Here is a 13,746-nt window from a genome sequence, read left to right on the forward strand (position 1 = left end):
ACCATGGCCGCGATTGCCGCAGCCTGCTGTTCAACCGTCGCAACCGAGGAGATTTCGATGGAACTCTATGTCATTCGCCGTCCGAGCGCCTGGGCAAACATGGCCGAGCTGGAACTCGCCGGCGCAACCTCCGCCCGGATCGGCGACGAGCAGATGCCGGACCGCGTCCGCTGGATCCGCAGCTACGTGGTGCATGAGGCAGATGGTCGCATTGGCACTTTCTGCATCTATGAGGCGCGTGACGGTGACTCGATCCGCGATCATGCGCGCTGCGTCGGCATGCCGGGCGAGGAATTCTACAAGGTCGCGACCACGGTGGTGGTGCGTGGTGATCCGATCCAACCGCCCATTGCAGCCGAATGACGCCTGCGAGGCGTCGCATGGCGCATCCCGGCCAAACTATTGCTCGGGGCGCCATCACACTTCGATCAAGGAAACGATTATGCCGATTTCATTCATGGAGTCCCTTTACAATCCGGTGCGAAGGCATTTTTCCATTCTGCTTTTGCGCATCCGCCGGATCGTCAATCAGTCGGTCGCGGGGATGCTTGCACGCCGCGAGCGGCAGGCAAATTGCCTGATGTCGCGCGATCTCGGCGGCGGGCGATCGAAGGGCGCCGGCTACCGCGGCTCTCGGCCGATCATTCGCAGCGCGCTGCTCGGGCTGATGATCGCGGGTTTGTCCTCACCTGTGTTCACCCGAGCGGAGGAGCCTGTGGTTCGGGAGCATCGTGCAGCTCAAGCGCAGCAGGCCGTCTGGCCTCAGCTCAGGCATGGCTGCAGGCATCGTTCGGATTGGAGCATTGTCGCCGCATCTCGCATCCCGGTCCTGCTCGACCGTCGCAGCTAGCTCGTAGCACATTGAAGTCATTGCACGTCACGACGCCAATTAGCGCAACCGCGGACCTGCGGCGAAGCCAGCGGCCTCGCCGTGAGCCGCACCACATTTTTCCCAAGGAGATACACATGAACGTTCAAACCGAAATGCCTGCCGTCGATCTCGCCGCCGTCAAGGCGCGCCAGCAAGCCACCTGGAGGTCGGGAGATTATGCGATCGTCGGCACCACGCTTCAGATCGTCGGCGAAACGCTCTGCGAGGCGGTCGACCTGCGGAGCAATCAAATGGTGCTCGACGTCGCCGCCGGCAACGGCAATGCGACGCTGGCCGCGGCGCGGCGCTTTGCCGATGTGGTCTCGACCGATTACGTCGGAGCGTTGCTCGAGCGCGGCCGTGAGCGGGCAGCTGCGGAGCGTCTACCCGTCACGTTCCAGGAGGCGGACGCGGAGAGGTTGCCGTTCGCCGACGCGAGCTTCGATGTCGTGCTGTCGACCTTCGGCGTCATGTTCACCGCCGACCAGGAGCAGGCAGCGAATGAACTGCGCCGCGTCTGCCGCGTCGGCGGCAGGATCGGCCTTGCGAGCTGGACGCCGGAGGGGTTCATCGGCCAGGTATTCAAGACCATCGGCAAATATGTGCCGCCGGCGCCGGGCGTGAAGTCTCCCGCGCTATGGGGCACCGAGGCGCATCTCGCCGCGCTGTTCGGCCCGCAGGCGACGGTTGACGCCAAGCACAAGCACTTCAATTTCCGTTACAGGTCGCGCGAGCATTTCCTCGACATCTTCCGCACCTATTACGGTCCGGTGCTGAAAGCCTTCGGCGCGATCGATGCCGTCAAGCAGCAAATGCTCGCCGCCGACCTGTTCCGCCTGATGGACCAGTTCAATGTCGCCAAGGATGGGACGCTGGTCATCCCCAGCGAATATCTGGAGGCGGTGATCACCAGGCAGCGCTGATCTGCGGTTCGCAGTTCGGAATGGGGCGCCGGCCCTTGTCGCCGGTGCCACTTCGTTCGGTTACTGACGCTTGTTCTTGGGCGGCGGCTTCGCGGCGCGCGGCGGCGGTGCGCGTCGTTGCTGGAAGGCGGGGCGTGGCTGCACTGCGGGCCGTTGCACGCCGGGGCGGACGCCAGGTGCGGCCTGCTGGATGCCGGGCCGCGCCTGGCCCGGTGCCGGCGCCGCAGGCTGCGCCGCGCCTTGTCGCGGCACGCCCGGCTGAGCTGGTTGTCCCGGCTGGCGAACGCTGCCCGGGACCTGCGTGCGTCCCGGTTGCAGGCCGCCTTGACGTGCAGGCGATTGTTGTCCGGCGGGTGGTGTCGCGCCGCCCTGACGCGCGGGCTGTTGTCCCGCAGGCGGCTGTCCGGCTGGCGTCTGGACGCCGGGCGCGTGCGGCAGCGTCGTGCCGCCGGGCTGGCCGGGCAGTGCGTGCTGTGCGCCGCCTTGCTGCTGCGTGCCCGGCTGCTGCTGCGAGCCCTGCCGGCCAGGTGTGCCCGGTTGCGTGCCCGGTTGCTGCGGTTGGCCCGGACGGTTCGGCTGGCCGGGCTGCTGCGGCTGGCCCGGACGGTTTTGCTGACCCGGCTGCTGCGGCGCATTGCGGTTCTGGCCCGGCAGGCCGTTCTGGCGCTGCGGGTTCGGCTGCACCGGCTGGCCACGATTCGGATAGGGCGCCGCCGGATTGGCCCTGCGGAAGTCGGGATTGGCGCGCCGGAAGTCACGCTGCTCGGTCACCACCTGGCGGCCCAGCGTCTGTGCGGAATGCACCGCGCGCACAAAGCCCTGGTCACGCGTCATCTGTTGCGGCGAGATCGTCAGCGGCACGGCTGCGAAGCGGGCGCCGCCGGTGCCGGGGCGAATCGCAAACCCGCTCGCCCCGCGCGTCAGCACGCCGAGCGAGGCGCCGCCGCGGTCGTTGACCTCGATGCGGCCGACATGTCCGTCGGCGTCGGGATAGAGCTTGATGCCGACATTGTTGCTGGTCGCGGTCGCGCCTTCGGGCACCTCGACAAGGCCGGTGGTGCCGCGGATGCCGAGCGTCGCGGTCGGCGTCGAGATCTTCATGTCGCCGGTCTTGGCGACGGCGGCGGCGACGAACGCCGCCGTTCCCTTGGCGACGTTGAACAGCGCGCTGTTTTGCTGGCCGCCGTCCTCGTAGACATAATTGTCGATCGTGATCCTGGCGTTGGCTCGCAGGTTGAACGTGGTGCCGTCGTTGAAGGTGATGCCGAGCGAGGAGGTCGCGGATGTGGCGACGTCGTCATTGGCAAAGATGTCGTCGCGGATCTGCAGCGGCGTCGTGGTGTTGTTGCGGATGACTGTGGCGGTTCCGGTCAGTGTTGCGACGTTGCCGATCGGCTCGGGCGCTGTGGCCTGCGGCGCGGCGGCTGGAGCGGGTGCAGGCGTGGCAGTCGCTGGCGTCGACGGTGTCGCGCTCGGCGCCGGGGCGGCCGAAGGCGCCGGTGCAGGCTGCGCCTGCGCGAGCTGCGTCAGGCCCGGCGCGGCATTGGCCGTTGTATGCCAACCCATCGTGACGCCGGCACCAAGCAGAAGCGCATAAAGGAGGGCGCGGCGCATCACCATCGATTCCCGGGAGGCATTGGGGACCGGCAATTGAGCCGCGTCAGGCTGAATGCCGAATGAACGGTCCTGCCTTGTTGTCATGGCGGACCCGAACGATCAAGCACCGCACTCCCGAATGGAAGCGCGGCGCTTGGTCGTTGTTGGGGTTTTAGCCGCGCTTGTGAGGAGTGATGTTGAGTGGCTTCGCCGCCTTGGCCGCGGGGGCATAGCTTGCAGGTTGTGCGGCGGTTGCGGGCGGCACGTAGTGGAACACCGCCTTGCAGCCGTCGCTGAGCAGCGCGCGTTGCCGGACCATGCAGGCGGTGACGCGATCGACATCGGGGATTTCCGAGCTGCACAGCCGCATCGCATCGCCGGTGCACATCTGCTGCTGCTCGTCGGTGTAGGCATGGGACGCCGAGGTCAACAGGCCGAGCGTGAACGCAGTTGCCGCCAGCAGTGTGCCGTGACGAAGCGCGGATGCGGTGAAAGCCATCATGTCCCCCTTGTGGTGAACGCGCCGATGCAGCGCGTCGTCGAGGCCATCATGAGGGAGGCTTGGTTTCGGCGATTCTTCGTGCGCACGGCAAAATGGTTTCGTCGCGCGCCGGTTTGTTTCGTCAACCACTCGCGGACGGGGTGAGATCCGCCCTTGCGGCACCGCGGGCCGCCGGAGCCCCCTCGAGCGCGAGCACGGCCTCGCGCTGGGCCTCGGGCATGGCGCGAATGCGGCGCCTAGCGGTGAGGCGGAGCACGGCAAAGCCGCCGAGGAACACCACGATCTTGCTCACAATGCCGAAGATCGGCATCACGACAGCCCATGTCGTGATCTCGCAGGTCAGTGCGACGAAGGCATTCACGGCGGCGGAGGTGAACATCAGGGCTGCCCAGACGTAGCCGACCATGACGGCGACATCAGGCACGACGGTCTGAGCGATCTCGGGCAGATAGCGGTTGAGCCAACCTCGCTTCAACATCACGACGCCGACGATTGCGTAGATCACGCTCGGCTTGAACAGCACGAAACGCGGGTCATTCGTGAGTAAGGTCGCGGTGCCGGCGGTGACGACCAGGAACAGGCTCAGCCATTCCATGGTGTCGATCCGCCTCCGCCGCATGATCTGGATGCCGATCTGCACGACGCCGAATGCGATGCCGAGGCCGACCGAGAGCGCGGTGTTGTGCGTCAGCAGGAACAGGCCGAGAAAGACAAAGGTCGACGCCAGGTCGAGGGCGAGCAGCCTTGCCGCGGTAAAAAAGTGCTTCATCGGCCGTCGAACTCCGCTTGCCAGGTCACGTTGTCATGTCACGCCTTGGCGCGATCCGCGCCCGTGCCGGCACAGCTAGGCAGATTGTGGGGCCGCAAGCCTATCGATTTCTGAAATCGAGGAGTGAATTCACTCCGACCGAGGGATTTCCGCAGCGTCCGTGGTTTGCGCAGCGGTCGCCCGGCGCCGAAACTCGGTCGGCGTCAGCCCGGTGTCGGCCTTGAAGGCACGGTTGAACGGCGCCAGCGACTGGAACCCGGCATCGAGCGCAATCGTCAGCACCGGCACCTCGGCCTGGCCGGCATCGGCGAGCGCCGCCTTGGCTTCGTCGAGCCGGTAGCGGTTGAGGAAGGCGTTGAAGTTGCGGTGGCCGAGCCCGTTATTGATCAGCGCCCGCAGCCGGTATTCCGGCATGCCGAGCTTGACCGCCAGCACGCCGATGGTCAGCCCCTCCTGCCGGTAGGTCCGCTCGGTCGCCATCAGGTGCTTGAGGTGATTGAGCGCGGCCTGGCTGGACGGCGGCGGACCGGCATTGGCGAGCGAACGCGTGACCGGTGCGGCCTGGTCCCTTCCGCCGCCAGCGCCGGCAACCGCCGGCTGGCCCTCGGGCGGATCGAACAGCATCATCCAGATCGCAATCAGCGCGAATGCCCCAAGGGCGAGCGCGGCGCTGAGGCTGATGGACCGGGCCGGAATTGCGGCGAGCCCGGCCGCAGCGGCGAACATCATCTGAAGGCCGATGCCGATCAGCAGCGCGATCATGATCCGGCCGCGTGCCGTGGTCACGGCGGTGCGCCATCCCTTCGGAATTTGCGCGATCCCGAGCACGGCGAAGGCGATCGTTGCCAGCGCCAGGGCGCGGCCGCACGGCCCGGCGAGATCGGGCCAGATCGTCCAGCAATTGTGGCTCACGACGCCAAGGCCGGCGAGCAGCGTCCACACCGCCGCGTGCCACGGCCGCAAGGCAAACCGCTCGTCGAACATCGCGCGCGCCCACAGCCAGAAGATCACCGGCGAGCCCATCGCGAAGGCGATGAACGGAGAGCTCCAGCCGAATGACGATGCGGGAAAGAACGGGGCGGTCGTGATCGCGTAGGCCGCGCCGGCCACGCCCATCGCGGCACCGAGATGCGCGGCGCGATGCGCCGCCGCGTAGCGCAGCAGCAGCACCGCGCAAACCACCAGGAACAGCGCGACCACCGCGCCGCGCAGACCGAGTTCAAGAGCCGTCATCGCCATCGCAAGCCGCCTGCAGGTTCGATTCAACTCGACAGGGCGACGCTTATAGCGCGTCCGGCGATCGACATGAAGCGACCATCGGAGAAGCAGACAACCTGATGTCCGCCCGCCGCTTGCGCGGCAGCGGACATCAGATCGTGCCGGGTTGGCGTGCTAGCTGACCCGCTTCCAGGTCTGGCCGCCGCAGAACATGCCGCCGAAGGCGCAGCCCTGCACGCGCATCGCATTCGGGCCCTTCATCGCGATCGTCGAGTCGTAGTTGCGGCCGGAGTCGGGATCGTGGATGCGGCCGCTCCATTTGCTGCCGTCGGGCTTCATGTTGATCAGGATGCGTTCGTTGCTCTTCTCGGAGTAGCCGCACAGATTGGCACCGCAGGCTTCGACGCGGACATTGCCCTTATTCTCCTCGGTGGCCCAGATGCCGATCGGTCCGGTCGGCGCCGCTGCCGGTGCGGCGGCAACCGGAGCGGCTTGCGGCTGCGGCGCGGGCTGTGCGGCGACCGGGACTGGCGCAGGTGCCGCGGGCGCGGCGTCGATCGACGCGGGGGCCATGCTCGCAACCGTTGCCGGCGGCGCAGGCGGCGGGGGAGGCGGCGGCGGGACAGCGGCGGCGACCGGCGCGGCAGGCTGCGGCGCAGCGGCCTGGACCGGCGCAAGAGAAGATGCAGGTGCGGGCGCGGGTGGGGGAGAACTCGTCGACGAGGCGACATCGTCATCATCGTCGGACTTCGAGCCGAGAGTCTTGCTGATGCCGCCGATCGTGCCGTTATAGCCCGGCGCCGAGATGCGGATGCAGGACAGCGCGCTGCAATTGCGCGGCGCCTCGACATGGATGCGCTGGCCGTCGATCTGGAAGGTGATGCCGGTGCCGCCGGCATGCGCTGATGTTGTGGCCATCAGCAGCACGGCGATCGCAACGAGCTTCTTCATCTTAAGTCTCCATGGCGTTGAGCGGGGGGCAGCGATTGGTCTGGACGCTACGCGCCGCCGGCTCCCGTTTCCGTGATGTGCATCACGTTGCGGGTTGAACCGAATGGCTCGCCACGGGTGACCGAGATCACTGCGCCGGGAGCACGGCGCTCCTAGCGTCATCGGACGTTTTGGAGGCTTCGATGAAGCGCTTCTGCCTGCTCGTCGCGCTGATGCTGTTCACGCCATTCGCCCATGCCGGCGAGGGCATCTCGTTCTCGATCGGCGGCCACCGCGTCCATCTGGATTCGACGCGATGCCGCTCGCTGTCCTGCGTCTCGGTCTCGGGCGGCTCCAGGCGCGACGACGGCGGTGACAACGGCCGCACGCTGAAACCGATGCCCGCGCCGGCGACGACGGCAGTGATCCCTGCCACGCCGGCCGCGAGCGCGCTGCCCGCGCCCGTGCCGGCAGCGCCTCCCGCGCCGCCGCCGATCATCGTGTACAAGCCCGCCCCAGTCGCGCCCGCTGCCACGTCGCCACCGTCAGCGCCGTCGCCGCCCCGGGTGATGACGCCCCAGCCACCGCCGGTCGTCGCAGCTCCGCCTCCGCCGCCGGTCGTGGTGCCCGCGCGTCCGGCGCCGCCGGTGGTGCGTGTCTCGCGCGAGGCCGACGAGCCCGACGACGGTCCGATCGGCGACTGGCAGACCGAAGCCAACAATTTGGTGCGCATCCGTCTCTGCGGCACGGCGCTGTGCGGCTATGCGCTCGACAGGACCACGCGCGATCTCGGTGAAGCGGTGCTGATCAACATGAAGCCGAAGAGCGGCGCACGCTGGAATGGCGGCGTCACCAGCCAGGACAGCGGCCACATCCGTTACGGCACGATCGAATTGAAGGCGGCCGACAAGCTGCGGGTCGAGTCCTGCATGCTCGGCCGCATCTACTGTACCGGTACCGACTGGGTCCGCGTCTCGCACGCACGGCAGCGCGTGATCACGCAGGGGCAGCCTAGGGGCGAGCCGCGCTCCTGACCGCCCAGCTGTCCAATTTGTAACCGGGTGCCTTCTAACCGTTTGCCGCCTCGCGCGACCGATGGAGGTCAGCACCGTCTTCAAGAGCGATGGAGGCAAAGATGAAACGCCTGAGCCTGGTCGCGCTGCTGCTCGCTGGCAGCGTCGCCGCCGCCCATGCTGACAACGACATCTACACCAACATGCTGAAACAAAAGCGCGGCGACGACGCGCTGCATGCCGATACTGCGGTTTGCGATGCAGAGTTCGGCGCGCTGCGCCGGCGTGACGACGGCTATCCCGATCCCGACAATCCGGGCCTCGTCTGCCACGATTTCACAATCGGCGGCATCACGGGATCGAGCTGCTTGAATTTTTGAGGGTAGGCGATGCGCAGTCTATCACCGTCATCCTGAGGAGCCCGCGCTTGCGGGCGTCTCGAAGGATGAACGGCCCGGCTGGTGGCCGTCGACCCTTCGAGACGCGCTTCGCGCTCCTCAGGGTGACGGGGTGGTAGCGTCGATGAGAAAAGCAAAGCGCCCGGCGGGGGGCGGCTGCCGGGCGCTGAACTCATGCCAAGTCGAATGTCTAGAAGTCGAATACTAGAACACGCCGAGAATGATGGCGCCGACGAAGGCGAACGCGATGTACGCGGCCACAATGCTCAGCTTGCTCAGCAGAGGACTCGCGAAATCCATTGGGAAACTCCCTCGGTTCACAACGCTGCCCGCATTAACGCAAAAGCTAGCAAGAGGTTCCTGGCCGAAAAAGTCAGCCTTGCTGCCAAGCTCGATGTTCCCCTGTAATGCCGCATTGCGATGCCCGGCTCAAACAGGCGGCGAATCAAGGCGTTGAAGCACCTGCAAATAAATTGCGCGGCGTTGCGGGTTCCGGATGGGCCACCGGTCCCGGATACCGTCTGTCGGATCTCAGCAGGATTGTGGTGCTTGTAAACACAATCAAAAGGTGAATGGCGGCGCCGGGCGCAGGATGTCGAACCTCATGCATTCTCGATCACAACAATGCGGTGGCGATCACCTCGCTCCGCTGCGACGTGATGCGGCGCATCGCACAGTTGGTGACACAACAAGATCGATGCGGTCGCGCGCGAACTGCCTTGCCGGGTTCCGCCGCATGGTTAAAGACACCTGAAATCGATCGGTCGAAATGCGTTGAAGAGTCTTTAATCAAATTCGCAGAACCTCCGCGCCATGACGCGTGGAGTTCGTTTGTATCTCGTCGGCTCCCTTGTCCTTGTGTCGCTTGCTGGTTGCGGCCGCGGTCTGTTCCAGACTGCCGAGCGCGAACCGTGGCGGGCCGAGGCCGAGGCCGCTTGCCTGAAATCCGGCGCGGTCAAGGAAGGCCCGGACCTCGTCCGCATCGATCCGATTTCCGGCCCCGGCGTCTGCGGCGCCGAGTTCCCGCTCAAGGTCGCCGCGCTCGGCGAAGCCAGTTCAGCCTACGGATTTGCCGACGACAGCCTGCGTCCACCGGCGTCGATCGGCAACCAGCCGCGTTGGCCGATCAATCGTCAGCCGAGCCCGCCGCCCGCGCAGGCGCCGTACTCCGAACAGGCGGTCGGCCAGCCGAACTATGGCGGCCAGCCGAACGGACCGGTGTCGCTGTCGGCGCCCGGCGTGCCGCCGCAGCAGGGCGAGATTGACCTGCCGCCGGATGGCTCGCCCGATGCCCGCGGCGAGCGACCTTATTATCCGGGCCTGCCCCGTAATCCGCAGCGCGAGGGCGCGGCCGCGCCTTATTCACCTGCGCCCTATTCCCAGCAGCCATCCGGCGCGGCGCCGCCGCCGCGGCTCGGCCTGCCGAGCGGCAATCCGGTGATGACGGTCGGTCCGGTCGCAGTGAAGCCGGCGGCAACGCTGGCGTGCCCGATCGTCTCGGTGCTGGAGCGCTGGCTCGCCGATTCCGTGCAGCCGGCGGCGCAGCGCTGGTTCGGCGCGCGCGTCGTCGAGATCAAGCAGATCTCGGCCTATTCCTGCCGCGGCATGAACGGCAATTCGCACGCCCATATCTCCGAGCACGCCTTCGGCAATGCGCTCGATATCGCGGCCTTCACGCTCTCTGATGGCCGACGCATCTCGGTGAAGGATGGCTGGAAGGGACTGCCGGAGGAGCAGGGCTTTCTGCGCGATGTCCAGGCCGCCGCCTGCCAGCAATTCACCACGGTGCTGGCGCCGGGTTCCAACGTCTATCACTACGACCACATCCATGTGGATCTGATGCGCCGGGCCAGCCGGCGCCTGATCTGCCAGCCCGCTGCTGTCTCCGGCGAAGAGGTCGCGGCGCGTGCCGGCGGCCGTAGCCCCTATGCAGCGCGCGAACCTTATGTCACAGGATCGCTTGGCGGCAGAAAGCCGGCTCCGCGGGGTAAGGCGGGGGTCAACGAAGAAGACGAATTCGCCGACGAATAGGACGCGTCTGATACCCGTATTTTTACTGGGGGTGCCGTGCAAACGGTAGCCACTATTTGCTGCATATGCTCGCGGAGCCGGCGCACCCGGCTGATTTCTGGGGGATTGCTTTGCAAGACGTGCCGATCATTCTCGTCATCGAAGACGATCGTGATCTTCAGATGATGGTGGAGGACGCCCTGAGGGACGGCGGCTATGAGCCGGCGATCGCGGGCTCGGGTGAGGAAGCACTGACGCTGCTGAAGGCGTTCCGCACCAAATACAGCGCGCTGGTCACCGACATTCGCCTGCTCGGCCGGCTCGACGGCTGGCGTGTGGCGCGCGGCGCCCGCGAGATCGATCCGTCTTTCCCGGTGCTCTACATCACCGGCGGTGGCGGCGACGAGTGGCCGACCCGGGGAGTGCCGGACAGCGTGCTGCTGAACAAGCCGTTCTCGCCCGATGAGCTGGTTGCGGCCGTGGCGAAGCTGCTCAAGAACGGCGCACCGGCCTGACGGCGGCTTCGATCGACCTGCCGTGCGTAGCAGTTGACACGCGGCAGGCGCTTATTCCGTCTTTATAAGATCTCCTCGCGGTTCTTCTCGAATTCATACGTGCTCGCGTTCATCTTCGCCGCAACAACCGGAGAACGAAGATGACGACCTATCGCGCCTATATCGTCGGACCGCACAGCCGATCCATCGGCGTGGTCAACATGGATTGCAGCGATGACGATGCGGCCGTCACATCGGCCAGCCGTCTTGTTGACCGCCATGATATTGAACTGTGGCAGATGGACCGGCCGGTCGCCAGGTTCGACGCTTGTTCGAAGCAGGTGTTCCGGAAGTAGTGGGACGCGGCGCGGCAGATGAGCGCGTAGACTCATAAGTGCACAGCCGTCGTCCCAATGCGTCGAAGCAGTCCTTCGACCGAACGACCTCAGCCGCCAGTACGCGGGCTTTTTCCTGAAACGACGATCGCTCGCACAATCAGCGCGATGCGCTCGTTGCGCGCGCTGGGCCGAATTCTGCCTGAACGTTCGAGTGTGGCGACCCCATGAAGGGCTGCCCAAAAAGTCTCGGTCACGTCAGCTACCTCGGCGCAAAACGGCGCGACGACCGCCGCAAGTGCTTCGAAACCGGCCCGCAGTTCGGGTCTGGTGCCAGATTCGGCGAACCGCAAATCCGTTGGCAGAACAAACATGGCGTCGTAAAGCGCGGGACGATCCAGCGCAAAGGCGAGATAGGCCACGGCGACATTCTTGAGGGCGTTTCGTCCTGTCGATCCGCTCGCTGCTTCGCGAAGTGCGACCGTGAGTTCCTTGAAGCCCTCGACTGCAACTGCCGCAACAATCGCATCCCGGTTCTTGAAATGTGAATAGAGGACGGGCTGGCTATATTCGATCTCGTCGGCGAGACGGCGGACCGTAACGGCATCCCATCCTTCGCGCTCTGCAATCACCCGCGCTGCCGCGACAATGCGATGCTCGCGCGCAGCCCGGTCCCTGCCTTTTCGCTCCGTGGTACCCAATCGTCGATCTCCTGGACCGTGAAGGTCCAAATATATCAATATTATACCGCTGCTTGATATTCTAGCAATGCTATATATCTAGCATTGCTAGATATTGTTCTAAGGCAGGTGAGGACAGTGTGATGCATTGGCTTGCGCTCGGAACGGGATTGCTCCTGGCCCTGGGAATTATCGCGATCGGCACCAGCTATGTCGTGAGTCCGACAACCGCGACACGCAGTTTCGGCCTGCCGCTTCCTGAAACCGGCACCAACATCGCCTGGTGGCTTCGCCTCAAGGGGGTGCGCGACATTGTCGCGGGACTGGCCGTATTGGCGTTCATGGTGTTCGGCGCGCCGCGCGAGGTCGGCATCATCCTGCTGGTTGAAGCCGTCATCCCCGTCGGGGACATGCTGCTCATTCTTGCAGCGAAAGGCTCGACCAAAAGCGCCTTCGGCATGCACGGTCTCACGGCGGTGATCATGGTCCTTGCGGCGATGCCCCTGATCATTGGTGTGCCCTGAGATGATGCATGCTCTTCCAATCTGGCTGCTTGTCGCCGGCTTCTTCGGCGCAGGCCTTTTCAACGCGATCAGCACGTCCGCAACGCAAAGCGATTTCGCTCGATGGGGCTACCCGCGCTGGTGGGGCGCTTTAACCGGTGGACTGGAGATCATAAGCGCCGTTCTGATTGCACTTCCAGTCAGTCGCATTGTTGGCCTGGCGCTTGGGGCGATCATCATCGCGGCCGCAGTTTTCACTGTTCTGCGCCACCGTGATTTTTCTCATCTTGTGCCACTTGGCGTCTTTGTCGCCTTGATAGGTCTTGCCGCGGCCTCGTCCTGAGCGCCGCCCCGGGGTGTCGCGCCGCGCGATTCCTGATGATAGACCTTGCTTCGGGTTCGTCATCAATGGGATCTCGATCATGACAACAGAGAAGGTCGCACTCGTCGCCGCGGGCGGCAGCGGCATGGGAGCGGCGGCGGCGCGGCGGCTCGCCGCAGATGGATTTCGCGTGGCGATCCTGTCGTCGTCGGGCAAGGGCGAGGCGCTGGCGGCCGAGCTCGGCGGCATCGGCTTCACCGGCTCGAACCGTTCGAACGACGATCTGAAGCGCGCCGTCGACGGCGTGATGGCGCGCTGGGGCCGCATCGATGCGCTGGTCAACAGCGCCGGCCACGGCCCGCGCGCCGGTGTGCTGGAATTGACCGACGAGCAGTGGCACACCGGTCTCGACGTCTATCTGATGAACGTGATCCGCCCGACGCGTCTCGTCGCACCTCACATGCAGGCGCAGAAGTCGGGCGCGATCGTCAACATCTCCACTGCCTGGGCATTCGAGCCGAGCGCGATGTTTCCGACCTCTGCGGTGTTCCGCGCCGGGCTCGCCGCGTTCACAAAACTGTTCACCGACAGCTACGCGGCCGACAACGTCCGCATGAACAATGTGCTGCCGGGCTGGATCGACAGCCTGCCGGCAACCGACGCACGCCGCGACAGTGTGCCGATGAAGCGCTACGGCAAGGCGGAGGAGATCGCCGCGACGATCGCGTTCCTCGTCTCCGACGGCGCGGGCTACATCACCGGCCAGAACATTCGCGTCGATGGCGGTTTGATGCGGTCGGTGTAAAGTACGACTGCGAATCCGTCATCCTGAGAGGATGTGAGGCTATATCTTCGTCCACCGCTGTCATCGCCCGGCTTGACCGGGCGATCCAGTACGCCGCGACCTCTCGGCTCAAGCACCGCGGTCTCTGGAATACTGGATCACCCGCATGCGCGGGTGATGACACTGAGCAAGCTGAGCAATCACCCCGTCATCCTGAGGAGCGCGCTCTTGCGCGCGTCTCGAAGGATGCACGGCCCCCGACGCTACAGCCGGGCCATCCACCCTTCGAGACGGCCGCTGCGCGGCCTCCTCAGGGTGACGGGTCTAGATTCGATCGCTCGACTTTGACACGGCCTTGCCGCAACGTGCCCGCTCACCACTTGCGTCTACGCGCTGCG

General features: G+C 65.6%; 17 protein-coding genes. 11 read left to right on the top strand and 6 right to left on the bottom strand.

Annotation, left to right across the window (positions count from 1 at the left end; all coding sequences use genetic code 11):
* Positions 1–3: 3 nt before the first annotated feature.
* The 3 genes from ACE10Z_RS12810 (at position 4) to ACE10Z_RS12820 (ending at position 1,794) form a co-directional block, all read left to right on the top strand.
* Positions 4–363 carry a nickel-binding protein gene (locus tag ACE10Z_RS12810; protein ID WP_375788230.1) on the top strand — a complete coding sequence of 120 codons (360 nt, stop codon included), beginning with the start codon at positions 4–6 and terminating at the stop codon, positions 361–363.
* Positions 364–442: 79 nt separating this feature from the next.
* Positions 443–850, top strand: coding sequence for a hypothetical protein (locus tag ACE10Z_RS12815; protein WP_375788231.1), 408 nt, complete (start codon positions 443–445; stop codon positions 848–850).
* Positions 851–966: 116 nt separating this feature from the next.
* Entirely contained in the window at positions 967–1,794 is an 828-nt protein-coding gene (locus tag ACE10Z_RS12820; protein ID WP_375788232.1) for a methyltransferase domain-containing protein, read from the top strand.
* Between the two features lie 60 nt (positions 1,795–1,854).
* Here ACE10Z_RS12820 and ACE10Z_RS12825 read toward each other — a convergent pair whose 3' ends face one another.
* The 5 genes from ACE10Z_RS12825 to ACE10Z_RS12845 form a co-directional block, all read right to left on the bottom strand.
* The gene (locus tag ACE10Z_RS12825; protein ID WP_375788233.1) at positions 1,855–3,408 is read right to left on the bottom strand and encodes a FecR domain-containing protein; all 1,554 of its coding nucleotides are present in this window, start codon (positions 3,406–3,408) and stop codon (positions 1,855–1,857) included.
* A 154-nt stretch (positions 3,409–3,562) separates the two neighbouring features.
* Positions 3,563–3,889 carry a hypothetical protein gene (locus tag ACE10Z_RS12830; protein WP_375788234.1) on the bottom strand — a complete coding sequence of 109 codons (327 nt, stop codon included), beginning with the start codon at positions 3,887–3,889 and terminating at the stop codon, positions 3,563–3,565.
* Between the two features lie 124 nt (positions 3,890–4,013).
* A complete protein-coding gene (locus ACE10Z_RS12835; RefSeq protein WP_375788235.1) occupies positions 4,014–4,661 on the bottom strand; it encodes a septation protein IspZ in 648 nt (215 codons plus the stop codon).
* 129 nt (positions 4,662–4,790) lie between these two features.
* Entirely contained in the window at positions 4,791–5,900 is a 1,110-nt protein-coding gene (locus ACE10Z_RS12840) for a helix-turn-helix domain-containing protein (protein ID WP_375788236.1), read from the bottom strand.
* A gap of 153 nt (positions 5,901–6,053) precedes the next feature.
* Positions 6,054–6,830, bottom strand: a complete 777-nt coding sequence (locus tag ACE10Z_RS12845) for a DUF2147 domain-containing protein (RefSeq protein WP_375788237.1) — start codon at positions 6,828–6,830, stop codon at positions 6,054–6,056.
* A gap of 182 nt (positions 6,831–7,012) precedes the next feature.
* Here ACE10Z_RS12845 and ACE10Z_RS12850 point away from each other — a divergent pair, with 182 nt between their 5' ends.
* The 5 genes from ACE10Z_RS12850 (at position 7,013) to ACE10Z_RS12870 (ending at position 11,080) form a co-directional block, all read left to right on the top strand.
* A complete protein-coding gene (locus ACE10Z_RS12850) occupies positions 7,013–7,843 on the top strand; it encodes a DUF2147 domain-containing protein (protein ID WP_375788238.1) in 831 nt (276 codons plus the stop codon).
* A gap of 101 nt (positions 7,844–7,944) precedes the next feature.
* Positions 7,945–8,202 carry a hypothetical protein gene (locus ACE10Z_RS12855; protein WP_375788239.1) on the top strand — a complete coding sequence of 86 codons (258 nt, stop codon included), beginning with the start codon at positions 7,945–7,947 and terminating at the stop codon, positions 8,200–8,202.
* Between the two features lie 831 nt (positions 8,203–9,033).
* Positions 9,034–10,251 carry an extensin family protein gene (locus ACE10Z_RS12860; protein WP_375788240.1) on the top strand — a complete coding sequence of 406 codons (1,218 nt, stop codon included), beginning with the start codon at positions 9,034–9,036 and terminating at the stop codon, positions 10,249–10,251.
* Positions 10,252–10,316: 65 nt separating this feature from the next.
* On the top strand, positions 10,317–10,745 hold the full coding sequence (locus ACE10Z_RS12865) for a response regulator (RefSeq protein ID WP_375788241.1): 429 nt from the start codon (positions 10,317–10,319) through the stop codon (positions 10,743–10,745).
* Positions 10,746–10,885: 140 nt separating this feature from the next.
* On the top strand, positions 10,886–11,080 hold the full coding sequence (locus ACE10Z_RS12870; RefSeq protein ID WP_375788242.1) for a hypothetical protein: 195 nt from the start codon (positions 10,886–10,888) through the stop codon (positions 11,078–11,080).
* 89 nt (positions 11,081–11,169) lie between these two features.
* Here the strand turns inward: ACE10Z_RS12870 and ACE10Z_RS12875 are convergent, their stop codons facing one another.
* The gene (locus ACE10Z_RS12875) at positions 11,170–11,760 is read right to left on the bottom strand and encodes a TetR/AcrR family transcriptional regulator (RefSeq protein ID WP_375788243.1); all 591 of its coding nucleotides are present in this window, start codon (positions 11,758–11,760) and stop codon (positions 11,170–11,172) included.
* A gap of 122 nt (positions 11,761–11,882) precedes the next feature.
* Between ACE10Z_RS12875 and ACE10Z_RS12880 the strand changes: the two genes are divergently transcribed.
* From ACE10Z_RS12880 to ACE10Z_RS12890, 3 genes are all read left to right on the top strand, one after another.
* Entirely contained in the window at positions 11,883–12,263 is a 381-nt protein-coding gene (locus ACE10Z_RS12880; protein ID WP_375788244.1) for a DUF4267 domain-containing protein, read from the top strand.
* Position 12,264: 1 nt separating this feature from the next.
* Positions 12,265–12,585: a DoxX family protein gene (locus ACE10Z_RS12885; RefSeq protein ID WP_375788245.1), complete on the top strand. Its 321-nt coding sequence runs from the start codon at positions 12,265–12,267 to the stop codon at positions 12,583–12,585.
* Positions 12,586–12,664: 79 nt separating this feature from the next.
* Positions 12,665–13,369, top strand: a complete 705-nt coding sequence (locus tag ACE10Z_RS12890; protein WP_375788246.1) for an SDR family oxidoreductase — start codon at positions 12,665–12,667, stop codon at positions 13,367–13,369.
* Positions 13,370–13,746 lie beyond the last annotated feature (377 nt).

It is taken from the genome of Bradyrhizobium sp. Pha-3 (genome assembly GCF_042258615.1).
Classification (GTDB): Bacteria; Pseudomonadota; Alphaproteobacteria; order Rhizobiales; family Xanthobacteraceae; genus Bradyrhizobium.